Origin of the sequence: Flavobacterium flavipigmentatum (genome assembly GCF_020911905.1) — a bacterium.
GTDB classification, from domain to species: domain Bacteria; phylum Bacteroidota; class Bacteroidia; order Flavobacteriales; family Flavobacteriaceae; genus Flavobacterium; species Flavobacterium flavipigmentatum.
In genome coordinates, this window is the sequence record NZ_CP087133.1 from 1,319,349 (window position 1) to 1,337,555 (window position 18,207).

An 18,207-nucleotide genomic window follows, 5' to 3' on the forward strand; every position below is an offset into this window, starting at 1 on the left:
TTAAAATATTTAATTCTTGTTGATAACGTTCAAAATAGTTTCTAAACTTGGTGTAATCAAATCTGTAATTGGTTTTGGATAAAATCCGAAAAAGAGTAAAACTGCTATAATTGCGACTAATGAAATTCCTTCATTGATCGTTACATCCGAGAAAGTTTTAGTATTTGCTTCACCCAACATTACATTTTGAAACATTTTAAGCATATAATACGCTCCAAGAATAATGGTAGTTCCGCCCAAAACGGCAAACCAAATATTAATTTGCGATAAACTGTACAGAACGGTAAACTCACCGACGAAGTTAAAAGTAGAAGGCAAGGCAACAGAAGCCAATACCAAGATTAAAAACATCGAAGTAAATTTAGGAGATTGGATACGAATTCCGCCCATTTCACTGATTTCTCGGGTTGCAAATCTTCTAAAAATAATTTCTGCAGCAAAGAATAATCCAACAACAACAAAACCATGCGCTATCATTTGCAGTACCGCTCCACGTAAACCGTCAATAGTCAAAGTGTAAGTTCCAGCAGCGATTAATCCAACGTGCGCTAGAGAAGAATAGGCTAATAATTTTTTTAAATCTTTCTGTCTAATAGCAACGATTGATCCGTAAATTACACCAGCAATTCCTAAAGCAATAAAAATATTCATGTATTCTTTGGCAGCAAGAGGAGCAATTGGCAACTGCCAACGAATGACACTATAAAGTCCCATTTTTAGCATGATACCCGATAACAACATAGTTCCAACAGTTGGTGCTTTTTGGTACACATTGGCTTGCCAAGTATGAAAAGGAATAATCGGAATTTTAATCGCATACGCTAAAAAGAAAGCCAAAAATATCCAAAGCTGTTCTGTAGCTGATAAGTTTAATTTGTATAAATCATCAATTAAGAAGCTTCCTGCTTTTTGGTACAAATAAATAAAAGCAATTAGCATAAATAATGATCCGGCAAGTGTGTAAATAAAGAATTTTACAACCGCTTTTCTGCGTTCTTCGGCATCGCCATTACCCCAAATTAGGGCGATAAAATAAATAGGAATCAGAGCCAACTCCCAAAAAATATAGTATAAAAGACCATCTGCTGCCAGGAAAGTTCCTGTCATTGCGAAAGCCATAAACAAAATCAGAGCATAAAAAGCTTTTGCATTTTTATATTCATTTCCAAAAGAAGAAAATATAATAATTGGTGTTAGGGCTACCGTTAATAAAAGCATTGCGATTGCCAAACCATCAGCATTTAGGGCAAATGAAATTTTAGGTTGTGTAATCCAGGCATTCATTAAACTGATGTTTTCACCAGCCAAAAAATGATTTAACAATACAACCGAACAGCCCAAAGCTGCTAAACTAAAGAACAAAGCTACTTTTGAAGCCAGTTTGTCACCAACTACATAAGTGGCAAATGCACCAACCAAAAGAATAATTAATATGAGAGAAACGTTCATAGTTATAAAATTATTGAGCTAAAAATATATAGGAAACAATGGCGCAAAGACCCAAAACAAAAACAAACAGATACAATCCGATGCTTCCATTTTGTATTTTTTTACCTTGAAAACCTATTTCGTTGGTTACTTTTCCTAATCCGAGAACAAATGCAGATAATGCTGTTTCAACATAATCTCTAAAAAATTTAGATAAAGCATTTACTAGAGCTACAAATAGCGTATCGTAAGCTTCGTCTACATAATATTTGTTGTATAAAACTTTGGTTAAACCTGTGATTTTTTCATCAGATTCAGGAATATTGTCTTGTTTGAAATATTTGATGTATGCGATGAAAATCCCAAGTAATCCACCTAGAACAGCAACTCCCATCAAGATGTATTCTGTAGTGCCTAAATGGTGTTCTTCTCCTGCCACTTTCGTGAAAAGAGGAGCCAAATATTCGTTTAGCCAACTGTTTCCCGGAAGGCTTATTAATCCGCCAAAAGTAGCCAGAAGTGCTAAAATCATTAAAGGAAAAGTAATCAAACCATCACTTTCATGTAAATGATGTTTTTGTTCTTCAGTTCCTCTAAAATCTTTAAAGAAAGTCAAGAACATCAATCTAAACATATAAAAAGCGGTCATGATTGAGGCTACAGAACCTACAACATATAATGGAATGTTATTGTGAAAAGCAGTCAATAAAATTTCGTCTTTCGAGAAAAAACCTGAGAAAAAAGGAACTCCCGAAATGGCTAATGATGAAACCAACATTGTCCAAAATGTTATTGGCATTGCTTTACGCAAGCCGCCCATTTTACGCATATCCTGCTCTCCGTGCAAACCGTGAATCACAGAACCTGATCCTAAGAATAAACAAGCTTTGAAAAAGGCATGAGTAATTACGTGAAAAACGGCTACTTCGTAAGCACCGAATCCTAAGGCTAAAAACATTAATCCTAATTGTGAAACGGTAGAATAGGCCAATACTTTTTTGATATCGGTCTGAACCAAACCAATTGTTGCAGCTACTAATGATGTAACACCACCAACAATTGCAATTATCATCTGAACGTCTGGCGCCAAGTCAAAAACAAAGTTCAATCTTGTTACCATAAAAATACCCGCAGTAACCATAGTTGCCGCGTGAATCAATGCCGAAACTGGAGTTGGTCCTGCCATCGCATCTGGTAACCAAGTGTACAACGGAATTTGTGCAGATTTACCACAAGCTCCTACAAATAAACATAAAGCAGCTAAAGAAAGCAACGGAATATTTAAGTTAGTTGCGCCGGCAATTGCAGTTTGTAACGTAGCATAATCTAATGTTGAGAACATTGAACCCAAAATAAACATTCCGATCAAAAGACCTAAATCTCCAATTCTGTTCATGATGAATGCTTTTTTGGCAGCATCATTATAATCTTGGTTTTTGTACCAAAATCCAATTAACAAGTACGAACAAAGTCCAACACCTTCCCAACCGATAAACAATACTAATAAATTGCTTCCCACTACAAGGGTAATCATAAAAAACACGAACAAATTCAGATACGAAAAAAACTTGTGTATGTTTTCGTCATCGTGCATGTAGCTGATCGAATATAAGTGAATCAAGGAACCAATACCGGTTACAAAAAGTAACCAAAGCACTGACAATTGATCTAATAAAAATCCAAGATTGATTTTAAGATTACTGATCTGAATCCAATCAAATAAAGTAATTTGAATGGTTTTTTCTGTTGATGTAATCTGGTTGAAAAAGAAAAGCGTAACAATGAAAGAAACGACTACGGTAGCAGTCCCGATAATTCCCGAAACCGTTTTTCCTAAGCTTTTCCCAAAGAAAACATTGATTAAAAATCCTAAAAAAGGAGCTAATACTAATACTAAAGCTAAATTGGTATCCATTTCCATCTATCCTTTTAAGTTTTTTAAATTATCGATACTAATTGAGCCTAAATTTCTAAAAATAGAAACCAAAATTGCCAATCCTACTGCAACTTCTGCTGCTGCAACTGCCATCGAAAAGAATACAAAAACCTGTCCCTGTGCATCTTGATGATAAGTCGAAAAAGCAACAAATAAAAGGTTTACCGCATTCAGCATGATTTCGATAGACATAAAAACGATAATCGCATTTCGTCTGTACAATACACCAAAAATACCAATACAGAAAAGTACAACACTTAAAAAGATGTAATTTTCAATACCTATTTGATTTAATATATTACCCATTATTTATTTAATTTTTCTTTTTTAGACAATAACACAGTTCCAATCATGGCTACCAAAAGCAATATAGAAGCAAATTCAAACGGAACCATATATTCGTTCAATAATATTTTTCCTAATACTTTAATCGATTGAAAATCTTCTCCAGTCGAATCGTATTCTCCCACAATTGGTTTCGAGTTGATAAAAATGGCAATCAATACAATGCAAATCAAACAGAAAGAAACAATTGCTCCCAAACGTGTAATTCTAGGGCGGTGTACATCTCGTTGTTCGTTCAGATTCATCAACATGATCGTAAACAGGAACAGAATCATAATCGCTCCCGAGTAGACTATTATATGTACAACAGCCAAAAACTGAGCATTTAAAAGTAAATAATGACCCGCAATAGAGAAAAAACAAATCACCAAATAAATGGCGCTATGAATCGGGTTTCTGCTAAAAATAGTCAAAAAAGCGGTCGCAACCGTTATAAACGCTAAGAAACAAAATATAATTTGTACCGTAGTTGCGTGTGCAAAATCAGGAATGTTTATCATTTAGTTAGCGTTTTTAATTTGAGTATTTTTAATCGCCATTTCCAAAGGCATTACTAATTTATCTTTTCCAAAAATAAAATCTTCTCTTTCATAACTAGAAGGAACCAAAACTTTCGAAGTCGTTAAGTAAATAGCATCTTTTGGGCACGCTTCTTCGCACAAACCACAAAAAATACAACGCAACATATTGATTTCATAAATAGAAGCATATTTTTCTTCTCTGTACAAATGTTTTTCATCTGCTGTACGCTCCGCAGCCTTCATCGTGATGGCTTCTGCAGGGCATGACAAAGCACACAATCCGCATGCGGTACAGTTTTCACGACCTTGCTCGTCACGTTTCAACATGTGCTGACCACGATAAACCGAGCTCATCTGGCGTACTTGCTCCGGATAGTGAATCGTAACTTTTTTTCTAAATAAGTGTTTAATGGTAATAAACAACCCTTTCACAATGGCCACAAGATACAATCGCTCCAAAAAAGTCATCTCTTTGTTAGAGACCATCTTTTTTCTACCCGATAATGATATAGTTTCTATTGACATTTTTTAATCTATGATTTACGATTTACAATTTGTATCAAACAAATCAAATCAGTTTATTTTTTATTTAGTAGCTCATCCTGCTATCCGCTTGTATCTTTTGTTTTTTAAAGAAAAAAACAAAAGGATACCGCTACTATCAGGGCTAGGGCACTCGTTAATTACAATCCGAAATAGGAGGCGATATCATGTCTTAAAATGACAACACCTGTAATCATAATATTGATGATCGAAAGCGGAATCAAAATTCTCCAACCCAAATTCATCAATTGGTCATATCTAAATCTTGGAATCGTCCAGCGTACCCACATATAGAAAAAGATAAAGAAACATATTTTTACAAATAAAACTCCAATTCCTAATAGATTTGCTGTATTTACGCCCACATTCTCCACGATCCATTGCATTCCCGGATAATTATAGCCTCCAAAAAACAATACCGAAATAATGGTAGCCGAGATAAACATATTCGCATATTCAGCAAACAGATAGAATCCCATTTTCATAGAAGAATATTCGGTATGGTAACCACCAATCAATTCCGACTCACATTCTGCTAAGTCAAAAGGCGTTCGGTTAGTTTCCGCGAAAGCGCAAATCAGGAAGATCAAAAACGATAAAGGCTGATAAAAAACATTCCAATTCATTCCTGCCTGTTGCTCAGAGATTTCTTTTAAGCTCAAAGTTCCCGTCATCATCAACAAAGCAATCATTGATAATCCCATGGCAACTTCATACGAAACCATTTGAGACGCCGCACGAACAGCTCCCATCAGAGAGAATTTATTGTTAGACGCCCATCCACCGATCATGATACCATAAACGCCAACAGAGACAACTCCAAAGAAGTATAATAATCCGATGTTAATATCGGTAGCTTGTAATAAAATATCTCTTCCAAACAAATGGAGTCTGTCTCCCCAAGGAATTACAGCACTTGTCATTAAAGCGGTACTCATGGCAATTGCCGGACCCACAACAAATAAAAATTTGTTTGGCGTATTCGGGAAAAATTCTTCTTTCGAGAATAATTTCAAACCATCGGCAAGAGGTTGCAATAAACCTCCCCAACCCGCACGGTTAGGTCCCACACGATCCTGAAGAAAAGCCGCAACTTTACGCTCAGCCCAAGTTGAGTACATCGCCATAATCATCGTAACAGCAAAAACCACAACAATTACAACACTTTTTTCTATAATAAAGGCACTATCCATTTTTTAAGAATTTTGGTTGTTAGTGTTTAACGGAATTTCAGCCATACTAATTTTTTTTCGGTCTTCATCTCTACCTAAAAGAATGTTCTTTTCTGTTGCAATTTCTACCTTCTCTAATTTTTGAGTATAATTATTTTGGTTGATAACCGAATCTTTTTCAAATTCTCTTGGCCCTTCAATAACCCAGTCATTTACATTTTTATGATCAAAACGACAAGAGTTACAAATGAACTCTTCTACTTCATGATACTCGTCTTTACGACCGGTCACACGTTGAATTTCTCCTCCAAACATCCAAACGGTTGTTTTTCCGCAACATCCAGGAGTTGTACATTCTCTGTGCGCATTATAAGGTTTGTTGAACCAAACTCTCGATTTGAAACGGAAAGTTTTATCTGTCAAAGCTCCAACCGGACAAACATCAATCATGTTTCCAGAGAACTCATTATCAATAGCTTTTGAAATGCAGGTAGAAATATTAGCGTGGTCACCACGGTCTAATACCCCGTGAACTCTATTGTCTGTCAATTGATCTGCTACTTGCACACATCTCTGACATAAAATACAACGGTTCATATGTAGTTGAATATTCGGACCAATATCTTCTGGTTCGAATGTTCTTTTTTCTTCAATAAAACGAGACTTTGGATTTCCGTGTTCAAAACTTAAGTTTTGAAGATCACATTCTCCAGCCTGATCACAAACCGGGCAATCTAGAGGGTGATTGATCAATAAAAATTCGGTTACAGATTTACGGGCTTCCGTAACTCTGTCTGAAGATTTACTGTTCACTTCCATTCCGTCCATACATCCTGTTACACAAGAGGCCATTAATTTTGGCATAGGTCTTGGGTCAGCTTCGCTTCCTTTAGAAACTTCAACTAAACAACAGCGGCATTTTCCGCCACTGCCTTTTAATTTTGAGTAATAGCACATGGCTGGTGGCACCAAATCTCCACCAATCATACGTGCAGCCTGCAGGATCGTTGTTCCTGGCTCTACGTCTATACTTTGACCGTCTATGGTTACTTTCATCTTTTTATGTCTTAATGTCTAAAGTCTAAAGTCTAAAGTCAATTTGTTTGACTTTCTAACCTTTCAACTTTTGACTTTTTAACTTTTGACTATATTGTTTGCTTTGCAACTAAATGTTTCACTTGCGAGAAAGGCTCAGCTACAAAATGCTCTCTATTTTTTATTTTTTCTGGAAAACGAACGTGGTATTCAAATTCATCTCTAAAGTGACGAATTGCTGCTGCTACTGGCCAAGATGCTGCGTCACCAAGTGGACAAATAGTATTTCCTTCAATTTTACTTTGAATGCTCCACAATAATTCGATATCTTCTTCACGGCCTTGACCGTTTTCGATTCTCCATAATATTTTTTCTAACCAACCTGTTCCTTCACGACAAGGTGTACATTGTCCGCAAGATTCGTGGTGGTAGAAACGGGCAAAATTCCATGTGTTTCTAACGATACAGGCCGTGTCGTTGTAAACGATAAATCCTCCAGAACCTAACATAGATCCGGTTGCAAAACCACCATCACTTAAAGATTCATAAGTCATTAATCTATCTTCTCCATTTGCTGTTTTAAAAATTAATTCAGCTGGTAAAATTGGCACTGAAGATCCTCCGGGAACAAAAGCTTTCAAAGGTCTGCTAGAAGACATTCCTCCTAAATATTCGTCAGAATTCATGAATTCGTCTACGCTTAGACCCAATTCAATTTCGTAAACACCAGGATTTTTAATGTGACCTGAAGCCGAAATTAATTTCGTTCCAGTCGAACGACCAATTCCTATTTTAGCATAATCATCACCAGAATTATTGATAATCCACGGCACAGTTGCTATTGTTTCTACATTGTTTACCACGGTTGGATTTGCCCAAAGTCCCGAAACTGCTGGAAATGGTGGCTTAATACGAGGATTTCCTCTTTTACCTTCCAGTGATTCGATAAGTGCAGTTTCTTCTCCGCAGATGTAAGCACCAGCACCACAATGAACATAAAGTTCTAAATCGTATCCTGATCCTAATATATTTTTTCCTAACCAACCAGCAGCTTTAGCTTCGGCAATGGCTCTTTCTAAAATTTTATACACCCACATATATTCTCCACGAATGTAGATATAAGATAGGTTGGCACCCAAGGCAAAACTTGAGGTAATCATTCCTTCGATCAATAGATGAGGAATAAATTCCATCAAATAACGATCTTTGAAAGTTCCTGGCTCAGATTCATCTGCATTACAAACTAAATGTCTTGGTTTTCCTGATTTTTTATCAATAAAACTCCATTTCATTCCTGCTGGAAAACCTGCTCCACCACGACCACGAAGTCCTGACTTTTTTACTTCTTCCACAACTTCGTCTGGCGTAAGTGTTTTCAAAGCTTTTTCTACAGAAGTATAACCACCATTTTGGCGATATACTTCGTAGGTTTTGATACCTGGAATATTGATTTTATCTAATAATATTTTTTGTGACATATTATTTATCGTGTAATATTATTTTATCATCTCTACAATCAGCGATTAGCTGGTCGATTTTTTCTTCTGTCAATTTTTCTTTGTAGAAATCACCTAACTGCATCATCGGAGCATATCCGCAAGCACCTAAACATTCTACACCAGCAATGGTAAACATTCCGTCTGGAGTTGTTTCTCCCATTTTAATGCCTAATTTTTCAGAAGTGTAATCCATCAAATTTTCTGCACCATTTAAACAACAACAAGAAGTCTGGCAAAATTCAAACATGTATTTTCCAATTGGTTTTTGGTTGTACATGGTATAAAAGGTAACCACTTCGTACACCTCGATTGGTTTGATGTGCAAAATTTCGGCTACTTTATCCTGTAATTCAATACTTAACCAGTTCTCATGTGCGTCCTGCACTTCGTGCAAAACAGGTAACAAAGCTGATTTTCTTTTGTCTTCCGGATAATGACTGATTAATTCATTGATGCGGGTCATCAATGCTTCCGTCATATTTATTTCTTGTTTGTAATGTTTTCTTTCCATTCTTAATTTTAGATTTTAGATTTTGGATTTTAGATTTTTCAATCTTTGTCCTTAATCCATATTCTGCAATCTTTATTAGTTTTAGATTTCTAATTTTAGAGTAAGATCATTCAATCTACATTCTAAAATCTAAACTCTACAATTTATTTACGCGTCTAATTCTCCAGCAATTACATTTAAACTTGACAAAATAACAATTGCATCTGACAATAAAGCTCCTTTGATCATTTCTGGATAAGCTTGATAATAAATAAAGCAAGGTCTTCTAAAATGCAATCTATAAGGAGTTCTGCTTCCGTCTGTAACCAAGTAAAAACCGATTTCTCCGTTTCCTCCTTCAACAGGATGATAAATTTCTGCCACTGGTACAGGAACTTCTCCCATCACAATTTTAAAATGATAGATTAAAGATTCCATAGAAGTATACACATCTTCTTTTGGAGGAAGGTAGTAATCTGGAACTTCTGCATGATATTCGTTTCCAGCTGGCATTTTTGCCAAAGCCTGACGGATGATGCTTAAACTTTCCCAAACTTCGGCATTACGAACACAAAAACGATCATAAGTATCACCTGATTTTCCAACAGGAACAATAAAATCAAAATCTTCGTAAGACGAGTAAGGTTGCGCTACACGAACGTCATAATCAACTCCGGCAGCACGTAAATTTGGACCTGTAAATCCGTAAGCCATGGCTTTTTCGGCAGATATTGCACCTACATTTACAGTTCTGTCAATAAAAATTCTGTTTCTTTCGAATAGGTTTTCAAATTCTTTCCAGGCAACTGGAAATTCTTCAAGAAAAAGATCTAGTTTTTTGAAAGCTTCTGGAGACCAGTCTCTTTCAAAACCACCAATTCTTCCCATATTTGTTGTCAAACGAGCTCCGCAAATTTCTTCGTAGATTTCGTAGATTTTTTCTCTAAATTGAAAAACGTACAAGAAACCAGTATACGCACCAGTATCTACACCCAAAATCGAGTTACAAATTAAGTGGTCGGTAATACGAGCCAACTCCATTACGATCACTCTTAAATATTGTGCTCTTTTCGGAACTTCAACACCCAGAAGTTTCTCTAAAGTCATCCACCATCCCATGTTATTGATAGGAGAAGAACAATAGTTCATACGATCTGTAAGTGGTGTAATTTGGTAGAAAGGACGATTTTCGGCAATTTTTTCGAAAGCCCTGTGGATGTAACCAATAGTAGGTTCGGCCTCAAGGATTCTTTCTCCATCCATTAACAGGATATTCTGAAAAATACCGTGTGTTGCCGGGTGAGTAGGACCTAAATTCAGTACCGAAAGCTCGCTTCCGTCTTCGTTTAGTTTCTCCTTAATTATTTTAGCATAACGATGCTCTGGTGGTAATAATAGTTCTGACATTTTATAATGTTGAATTATTTATTTTTAGCAATTTGTTGTTGTTCTTCCAAAGAATCTGTCGTCTTTATCTGTTCGTCCGCTATCTTCCATCGGAAATTCTTTACGCATAGGGAACGATACCATTTCATCCATATTCAAAATACGTTTCAATTGTGGGTGGCCAATAAAGTTCACTCCAAAGAAATCGTATGTTTCTCTTTCCATCCAGTTAGAACTTAAGAAAATATTCGAAATAGTTTTGATCTCCGGTTTTTCTCCATTAAGATACACTTTGATTTTGATACGTTTGTTTTCGTACCAGTTGTGCAGGTGATAGACAATGGCAAATTGACGATCTGTGCTGTTATCCGGATAATGAATACCGCATAAATCGGTCAAAAAGTGAAAACGCAAATCCGCATCATTTTTCAGGAAAAGAATCAGAGCAGTAATTTTATCTGCTGTGGTTTCTAATGAAAAAATATCTCTTTCTTGTTGAAAGTTAAAAACACTTGTGTCAAATGTTTCTGTAAGTTTATCTTGAATCAGGGTATTTTCTAAAGCCATCTTATGAAATGTTATATGAAGCTAATAATTCTTGGTACTCTGGCGAACTTCTGCGTCTTACAGATTCGCTTCTTACCAATTCTTGTAGTTTCATTACGCCATCAACAATTTGCTCTGGCCTTGGTGGGCATCCGGGTACGTAAACATCAACCGGAATAACTTTATCGATTCCTTGTAGGACAGAATAAGTGTCAAAAATCCCGCCTGACGAGGCACAAGCGCCTACAGCAATCACCCAACGAGGTTCGGCCATTTGTTCGTAAACCTGGCGTAAAATAGGGGCCATTTTTTTAGAAATTGTACCCATTACCATTAGCATATCCGCTTGACGGGGAGAAAAACTCACACGCTCAGAACCAAATCGTGCCAAATCATAATGAGAGGCCATTGTCGCCATAAACTCGATACCACAACAAGAAGTTGCGAATGGTAAAGGCCAAAGAGAATTCGCGCGAGCCATACCTACAACGTCATTTAGCTTAGTAGCAAAAAAGCCTTCACCAACAACGCCTTCAGGAGGGGCAACCATATTTACTTTTGAATCGCTCATTTTTATTTTAGATTTCTGATTTTAGATTTCTGATTTGGGGAAATCATAAAAGTTAAAATCAATTTTTTTAAATCAATAATATTAATTTAGAGAAATTATATTTTAAATTGTAGTTGGTGATAAGTTAGTTAACAAGTGTTTCTAAAATCACCGATCTAAAATCTAAAATTATTTATTCCCAGTCTAATGCTTTTTTCTTGATGATGTAGAAAAAGCCAACTAAAAGCAATGCCATGAAAACAATCATTTTCAGCATTCCTTCCATACCTAATTCTTTGAAGTTTACTGCCCAAGGATAAAGAAAAATAACCTCAACATCAAACAAAACAAATAAAATAGCTACCAGAAAATATTTTACAGAAAAAGGAATACGTGCGTTACCAACAGATTCGATACCACACTCAAAGTTTTTATCTTTAATTTCTGATGTTCTTTTTGGGCCTAATTTTCCGGAAATAAGAATAGTTCCTACCACAAAACCTACTGCTAGAATAAGCTGCATTAAAATAGGAAGATAACTGTATTGGTCAGATTGCATAAACTTAGGGTTTTTACTTAAAAAATAAGACACAAAGATAACTGTCAGGTCTGTAAATCACAAGCTAAAAAATGATTTAAGTAGGTTATGAAACGGAGTTTGTGTCTAATTTTTATTCATTATAAATAATAAGCTGTTTTTTAGGGTTTGTTTTCCAGTAAAGAGCAAAAAAAAACGTTTCGAAATAAATCGAAACGTTTTTAAACCATTCAGAGGCAAAAAAAATAAATTGCTATATTTTTCTTAGATTACTGCTACTTTAGCAGCAACTTTCCCTTTTCTTCCTTCTTCTTCTTCGTAGCTTACACGGTCACCTTCGCGTAATTCTTCCGCGTTAATTCCTGAAGCGTGAACGAAGATATCTTTTCCTGTTTCTTCGTCTGTAATGAATCCATAACCTTTAGACTCATTGAAAAATTTTACTGTACCTGTACGCATTGTAATTGTAATAATAATTTATAATGAAGCAAATGTAGCATATAAATTCATACAAAAGACAACGGAGTGTTAAATTTTTCTAAAAATTATTGATTTACAGTGTTTTCGCTATTTATTTTGCATCAAATTTGATATGTAACTCGATAAATAACGAATCATTAATGATACCTCAAAATCTGCAACATCAAAAAATGTTGTACTAAATTAACTACTTAATCAAATTGACTTATTTTTCTTTTTTTGAATTATTTATTCAAAAAAGAACATAAAAAAACTGCAATTAAAATTCTCTAATTACAGTTTTTATTAGTTAAAAATTATGTCTAAAAATTATGTCTAAAAATTATTTCAAATCTAATTTTATGGATAGTTCTTTCAGTTGAGCATGATCAATTGCGGCAGGAGCATCAATCATGACGTCACGACCTGAATTATTTTTTGGAAAAGCAATAAAATCTCTGATGGTTTCCTGTCCGCCCAAAATAGCTACTAATCGGTCTAAACCAAAAGCTAATCCTCCATGTGGTGGTGCTCCAAACTGAAAAGCATCCATCAAAAAGCCAAATTGTGCTTTTGCTTCGTCTTCGGTAAAACCTAAATATTTAAACATTAATTGTTGTGTTGCTTTGTCGTGAATACGAATAGAACCACCGCCAATTTCATTTCCGTTTAAGACCATATCGTAGGCATTTGCACGTACTTTTCCTGGTTCTGTTTCTAGCAAAGCCATATCTTCTGGTTTAGGAGACGTAAATGGGTGGTGCATGGCGTGATAACGACCGGTTTCTTCATCAAGCTCTAATAACGGGAAATCTACAACCCATAAAGGTGCAAATTCTTCTGGTTTGCGCAATCCTAAACGTGTTGCCAATTCCATACGCAGTGCAGAAAGCTGACCACGAGTTTTATCGGCTGGACCGGAAAGTACAAAAATCATATCTCCTGGCTCAGCTCCTGTAATTTTTGCCCATTGTCCTAAATCATCCTGATCATAGAATTTATCTACAGATGATTTATAAGTTCCATCGTCATTGCATTTTGCGTAAACCATTCCCGAAGCGCCAACTTGTGGACGTTTTACCCAATCAATTAAGGCATCGATTTCTTTACGAGTGTAATTTCCAGCTCCTGGAACGGCTATTCCCACTACCAATTCTGCAGCATTAAATACTGGAAAATCTTTGTGTTGTGCAAATTCGTTCAATTCACCAAATTTCATTCCGAAACGAATGTCCGGTTTGTCATTTCCGTATGTTTTCATGGCATAATCGTAGGTAATTCTCGGGAATTTATCTACTTCAATACCTTTTATTTCTTTTAATAAATGTCTTGTCAATCCTTCAAAAACATTCAAAATATCTTCTTGCTCTACAAAAGCCATTTCACAGTCAATCTGGGTAAACTCAGGCTGACGATCGGCACGTAAATCTTCATCACGGAAACATTTTACAATCTGGAAATATTTATCCATTCCGCCTACCATCAATAATTGTTTGAAGGTTTGAGGCGATTGTGGTAAAGCATAAAATTGTCCTTCGTTCATACGGCTAGGTACTACGAAATCTCGCGCACCTTCCGGAGTAGATTTGATTAAGTAAGGCGTTTCAACTTCACAAAAATCCAAATCAGACAAATATTTACGAACTTCCATCGCTACTTTATGACGAAAAAGCAAGCTGTTTTTTACAGGATTTCTTCGGATATCCAAATAACGGTATTTCATTCGGATGTCTTCTCCACCATCTGTTTCATCTTCAATTGTAAAAGGAGGAGTCAGGGCTGCGTTTAAAATGGTCAATTCGGTAACTAAAATTTCGATAGCACCAGTGGGAATGTTTTTGTTTTTGGCTTCACGCTCAATTACAGTTCCTTTTACCTGAATTACAAATTCACGACCAAGTGTTTTTGCCAGTTCAAAAACAGTTTTATCGGTACGACTTTCGTCGAAAATAAGTTGTGTAATTCCGTAACGGTCGCGCAAATCCACCCAATTCATAAATCCTTTATCGCGTGATTTTTGAACCCAACCCGCTAGTGTAACTTCGGTATTAATGTTTGAGGCGTTTAATTCGCCACAATTATGACTTCTATACATGATCAAAATTTTAGATTGCAAAAGTAAACACAAAATTCAAAATAATATAGTAAACTCGTCACTTGATATGTATTAATTTGAAATATTTTGTTAATTGCTAAAATTTGAAGCTGTAATTTCTTTAGATTTGAATTACATTAAATTTAATTAAACAGATCATGAAGAAACTTTTTGTTGCAGGTTTACTGATTTTTAGCACTTTGAATGTGGTGGGTCAAGCCAAAAATCAAGTAAAATTTACGGCTAAAATTGCCAATAGAAATAGTGATACTCTTGTAATTAGAGGCGCTAATGGCTTTAAGCAAATTGTACCCATAAGCAAAGACGAGATTTTTGCCGCTAATTTTGAAGCTCCAAAAGGGTTTTACAATTTTACGGATGGTACAGAATCTACAAGTTTATTTTTATTACCGGATTCTGAAGTAAACCTGACGATGAATGCCAAAGAGTTTGATGAGAGCATTGTATATAAAGGTAAAGGTGTCAACGAGAGCAATTTTCTTGCTCAGTATGCTTTGAATAATGAAAAATTTCAAGCGGAAGCTTTTTTAAAAGAACCTGCTGAATTTACTGCTTTATTAGAACAAAAGAAAAAAGCGGATACGGAAGCCATTAACAAAGGCGACTTTGATGCAGAGTTTAAAAAGGTGTTGTTGGATTCGTTTGAGCAATTCAATCAATATGCTTTTCAGCAATATTCGAGTACGTCTAAGATGCGAAAATTAAACGGGAATCCTTCACCTGAGTTTAATTTTGATAATTACAAAGGAGGAAAAACAAAACTTGCCGACTTAAAAGGAAAGTATGTTTATATTGATCTTTGGGCCACTTGGTGTGCTCCTTGTCGGGCAGAAATTCCTTTTTTGCAAAAAATAGAAGAAAAATATCATGGCAAAAATATTGAGTTTGTGAGTATTTCTATTGATAAAGCAAAAGACAATGAAAAGTGGAAGAAGTTTGTAGCAGATAAAAAACTAGGGGGAATTCAATTATTTGCGGATAAAGATTGGGAATCAGATTTTGTTGTAAAGTACGGAGTGACAGGAATTCCGAGATTTATTTTGATTGATCCAAAAGGTAATATTGTTAACGCGGATGCCGAAAGACCTTCTTCACCAGAACTTCAGACACAATTAGATGCACTTTTGAAGTAATTTAGCACGAATTACAACGATATCGTAATTTTTTATTTTTAGTAAAAATTCCAGTAAAACCAATGCTTCGGCATTGGTTTTTTTGTAAACAATTCATTTCCAATGTTAAGTTTTTATTCAATGTTACCAAATTGTTAAGCAAAAGTTTTTTTAATGTAAATTAATTTATATATTTGATAAAGATTTGATAACATTAAAACCTACAAGATATGAAAAAGTGTGTAATTTTAGTTGCAATATTGTTCTCTGGAATTTTAGTTGCACAAGAATCAAAACCCGAATTAGAAGTTGTTGGAAATACAGTAAAAGCTACTTATTATTATGATAATGGTAACGTTCAACAAGAAGGCTTTTTTAAGGATGGTAAATTAGATGGAATTTGGGTGTCTTACGACGAAAAAGGAAATAAAACAGCTGTTGCAGAATATAAAGAAGGTGTGAAAACTGGAAAATGGATGTATTTTAATGAAAAAACCATCAATCAGGTGGCGTATTCAGACAATAAAATAGAATCTGTTAAGAATCTTCAAAAAAATGCTTTAGCTGATAGAAATTAATATGTTTATTTATAAATAGAAAAGACCGCTTTTATTAGCGGTTTTTTTATGTTTTAATTTTTATGCTCAAGAATACAACTTCTAAATTTTTTTAAGCTGTTTTGTTGACTTTGGGTTGTAATGACAGAGCTGTGTAAAGCGTAATCGAAGCCAAAACAATCCAGAAGGCATCTATAAAAAATAGCTGAATTTGATTGTGCTGAAAAGAATTCCACAACCAGTTACCTGTCATAATTCCGTTACTGATGGGTACTAAAAAGCCTAAAAGACTTCCTGAAATCAAACAGTATTTGTTGGTAAAAGCATCATTTCTTTTAAGGATAAAAAATACCGCCAGCAAAAGCCAGCCTGTAAAATAAATTGTATAAAGGTTGGATTGACTAAGTGGATAAAATATTTTGGCTGTACTAAATGCCAAAGCAGTGATCGGGTACATACTCAAACAAATCGCCAGATAAATGCGCACAACTCTGCGATTGAAGCGCCTTTTATTTTCGGGAATATTGTTTTTTTGTCTGGCCACCAACCAAATCATCACTCCGGAAATAATGACAAAACAGGTAATAATGCCTAAAATGAAACTTACGGTTTTTAAGGCATAACCTCCGTAATCACCAAAATGAATTCGATATAATACATTTTTTACAGCATCCAGATATCTGTTTTGTGTAATTGGATCTTTTTTAGCGACCTCTTTTCCATCTGCAACGCGATACAGGATTTTTCCGATTCCAGTAAATTTTTTGTGATTTAGCAATTCACCTTCAACTAAGACGTGCATGTTCACATCTCCATAATTTTGAATGTAAACACGTGTAATTTGAAAATCTTTCCAATTGCTTTTGGCTTTTTCTACCAATTTAGTGATGCTAAAGGGCGCAGTTAAAGTTTTATTTTCAAAATCGTATGTGGGTTCTGTATATTCTAATTCTTTATACAATTTGTTTTGATCGCCTTGGTACAATACCATGACACTTGGAGCAACGATCAAAAGTTTAATCATAAAAAAGGCGCCTGTAACCGCGTATACAAACTGAAAAGGAAGCCCTAACATTCCTAATGATGTGTGCGCATCTGTCCATAAGGTTTTTAATTTTTCTTTTGGCCGGAAAACATAAAAGTTAGAAACGATTTTTTTCCAATGCAACAATAATCCGGTTATGATGGCAAACAGAAAAAATAAGGCTGTAAACCCGGAAAGATAGTAGCCAACTGGATACGGAATTTGAGCTAGGAAATGCAATCGGTATAAAAATTCTCCAAGCGAGTAGGATTCTTCATAAGTAAAGGTTTTGAAGCTTTTGGTATCCAAATAGAAAAAATCTCCTGCCTTTTGTTTGGCTGGAGCCAAAGTGTCTTTGGTGCCTTCAAGAGAGATGGCAACACGATTTTCGATACTTGGTTTAGAAATCGTTAAAGCCCTTCCGTGCAGTACGTATTTTTTGTCAAGCGTTTGTAAAGCAGTATCATAATCTAACTGAATTTCTTTTGTAATAACTGTCGATTCACTTCTTTCCCAATTGATGATTTCATCCCTAAAAAAAGAAAAAGAACCAGCGAAGAAAATCACAAACAGCACGACGCTAATAACAATTCCGCTAACGGTATGTGTGTGAAAATAAATATTGTAATTACGGTTGCTCATAAGTTGTTAGACTGCTGGATTATAGGTCTGACCCAAGTAAATTAAAAGAGAAAAGACTAAGATAAGGAGCAAATAAAGCCCCCAGATTTTTAAGGCACTTTTTGCTAAAAAGGCAATAATCATAAGCACAACCCAAAGAATAAAACCGCTAAAAGCCATCGTAATCATGATGTTTACCCGGCTGAACCAAGAAGCTAAAGCCAAATGAAAACTTACAGAAACAAAATAGCCGCCCACAATGGCAGCTGTAATTTTGGCAAATCTTTGCCAGTTTGATTGTGTTAAGTATTTAGGGTTTGCAGGCATAT

The 18,207-nt window shown here is 35.3% G+C and carries 19 protein-coding genes; 2 read left to right on the forward strand and 17 right to left on the reverse strand.

The window, feature by feature from the left end; all coding sequences use genetic code 11:
• Nucleotides 1-9: 9 nt before the first annotated feature.
• From LNP22_RS06115 to aspS, 15 genes are all read right to left on the reverse strand, one after another.
• Nucleotides 10-1,449 (reverse strand): complex I subunit 4 family protein, encoded by a 1,440-nt coding sequence (locus tag LNP22_RS06115; protein ID WP_229975787.1) that lies wholly within the window; start codon nucleotides 1,447-1,449, stop codon nucleotides 10-12.
• A 10-nt stretch (nucleotides 1,450-1,459) separates the two neighbouring features.
• Nucleotides 1,460-3,343 (reverse strand): NADH-quinone oxidoreductase subunit L, encoded by a 1,884-nt coding sequence (gene nuoL / locus LNP22_RS06120; RefSeq protein ID WP_229975788.1) that lies wholly within the window; start codon nucleotides 3,341-3,343, stop codon nucleotides 1,460-1,462.
• 6 nt (nucleotides 3,344-3,349) lie between these two features.
• The gene (gene nuoK / locus LNP22_RS06125) at nucleotides 3,350-3,670 is read right to left on the reverse strand and encodes an NADH-quinone oxidoreductase subunit NuoK (protein WP_017494599.1); all 321 of its coding nucleotides are present in this window, start codon (nucleotides 3,668-3,670) and stop codon (nucleotides 3,350-3,352) included.
• Complete coding sequence (locus LNP22_RS06130) at nucleotides 3,670-4,209, reverse strand: NADH-quinone oxidoreductase subunit J family protein (RefSeq protein WP_229975789.1); 540 nt, start codon at nucleotides 4,207-4,209, stop codon at nucleotides 3,670-3,672. Before LNP22_RS06130 ends, nuoK begins: the two co-directional genes overlap by 1 nt.
• Nucleotides 4,210-4,755: a NuoI/complex I 23 kDa subunit family protein gene (locus LNP22_RS06135; RefSeq protein WP_229975790.1), complete on the reverse strand. Its 546-nt coding sequence runs from the start codon at nucleotides 4,753-4,755 to the stop codon at nucleotides 4,210-4,212.
• Between the two features lie 158 nt (nucleotides 4,756-4,913).
• Nucleotides 4,914-5,966 (reverse strand): NADH-quinone oxidoreductase subunit NuoH, encoded by a 1,053-nt coding sequence (nuoH, locus tag LNP22_RS06140; protein ID WP_210667919.1) that lies wholly within the window; start codon nucleotides 5,964-5,966, stop codon nucleotides 4,914-4,916.
• 3 nt (nucleotides 5,967-5,969) lie between these two features.
• Nucleotides 5,970-7,001 (reverse strand): NADH-quinone oxidoreductase subunit G, encoded by a 1,032-nt coding sequence (locus LNP22_RS06145; RefSeq protein ID WP_229975791.1) that lies wholly within the window; start codon nucleotides 6,999-7,001, stop codon nucleotides 5,970-5,972.
• A gap of 89 nt (nucleotides 7,002-7,090) precedes the next feature.
• A complete protein-coding gene (gene nuoF, locus LNP22_RS06150; RefSeq protein WP_229975792.1) occupies nucleotides 7,091-8,458 on the reverse strand; it encodes an NADH-quinone oxidoreductase subunit NuoF in 1,368 nt (455 codons plus the stop codon).
• 1 nt (nucleotide 8,459) lies between these two features.
• On the reverse strand, nucleotides 8,460-8,990 hold the full coding sequence (locus LNP22_RS06155) for a complex I 24 kDa subunit family protein (RefSeq protein ID WP_229975793.1): 531 nt from the start codon (nucleotides 8,988-8,990) through the stop codon (nucleotides 8,460-8,462).
• A gap of 147 nt (nucleotides 8,991-9,137) precedes the next feature.
• The gene (locus LNP22_RS06160; protein ID WP_229975794.1) at nucleotides 9,138-10,376 is read right to left on the reverse strand and encodes an NADH-quinone oxidoreductase subunit D; all 1,239 of its coding nucleotides are present in this window, start codon (nucleotides 10,374-10,376) and stop codon (nucleotides 9,138-9,140) included.
• A gap of 24 nt (nucleotides 10,377-10,400) precedes the next feature.
• Nucleotides 10,401-10,922 carry an NADH-quinone oxidoreductase subunit C gene (locus LNP22_RS06165; RefSeq protein ID WP_210667930.1) on the reverse strand — a complete coding sequence of 174 codons (522 nt, stop codon included), beginning with the start codon at nucleotides 10,920-10,922 and terminating at the stop codon, nucleotides 10,401-10,403.
• Nucleotide 10,923: 1 nt separating this feature from the next.
• Nucleotides 10,924-11,472, reverse strand: a complete 549-nt coding sequence (locus LNP22_RS06170; RefSeq protein WP_127338250.1) for an NADH-quinone oxidoreductase subunit B — start codon at nucleotides 11,470-11,472, stop codon at nucleotides 10,924-10,926.
• 172 nt (nucleotides 11,473-11,644) lie between these two features.
• A complete protein-coding gene (locus tag LNP22_RS06175) occupies nucleotides 11,645-12,010 on the reverse strand; it encodes an NADH-quinone oxidoreductase subunit A (protein WP_229975795.1) in 366 nt (121 codons plus the stop codon).
• Nucleotides 12,011-12,253: 243 nt separating this feature from the next.
• The gene (locus LNP22_RS06180) at nucleotides 12,254-12,448 is read right to left on the reverse strand and encodes a cold-shock protein (RefSeq protein ID WP_007137066.1); all 195 of its coding nucleotides are present in this window, start codon (nucleotides 12,446-12,448) and stop codon (nucleotides 12,254-12,256) included.
• A 343-nt stretch (nucleotides 12,449-12,791) separates the two neighbouring features.
• Complete coding sequence (gene aspS / locus LNP22_RS06185) at nucleotides 12,792-14,543, reverse strand: aspartate--tRNA ligase (protein ID WP_229975796.1); 1,752 nt, start codon at nucleotides 14,541-14,543, stop codon at nucleotides 12,792-12,794.
• Between the two features lie 158 nt (nucleotides 14,544-14,701).
• On the opposite strand from aspS, the gene LNP22_RS06190 reads away from it, so the two are divergent.
• Together LNP22_RS06190 and LNP22_RS06195 are read left to right on the forward strand one after the other, a co-directional pair.
• Entirely contained in the window at nucleotides 14,702-15,697 is a 996-nt protein-coding gene (locus LNP22_RS06190) for a TlpA family protein disulfide reductase (RefSeq protein WP_229975797.1), read from the forward strand.
• A gap of 209 nt (nucleotides 15,698-15,906) precedes the next feature.
• Nucleotides 15,907-16,254: a toxin-antitoxin system YwqK family antitoxin gene (locus LNP22_RS06195; RefSeq protein ID WP_210667934.1), complete on the forward strand. Its 348-nt coding sequence runs from the start codon at nucleotides 15,907-15,909 to the stop codon at nucleotides 16,252-16,254.
• 91 nt (nucleotides 16,255-16,345) lie between these two features.
• Here the strand turns inward: LNP22_RS06195 and LNP22_RS06200 are convergent, their stop codons facing one another.
• Complete coding sequence (locus LNP22_RS06200) at nucleotides 16,346-17,899, reverse strand: PepSY-associated TM helix domain-containing protein (protein ID WP_229975798.1); 1,554 nt, start codon at nucleotides 17,897-17,899, stop codon at nucleotides 16,346-16,348.
• Nucleotides 17,900-17,905: 6 nt separating this feature from the next.
• Entirely contained in the window at nucleotides 17,906-18,205 is a 300-nt protein-coding gene (locus LNP22_RS06205; RefSeq protein WP_229975799.1) for a hypothetical protein, read from the reverse strand.
• Nucleotides 18,206-18,207: the final 2 nt, after the last annotated feature.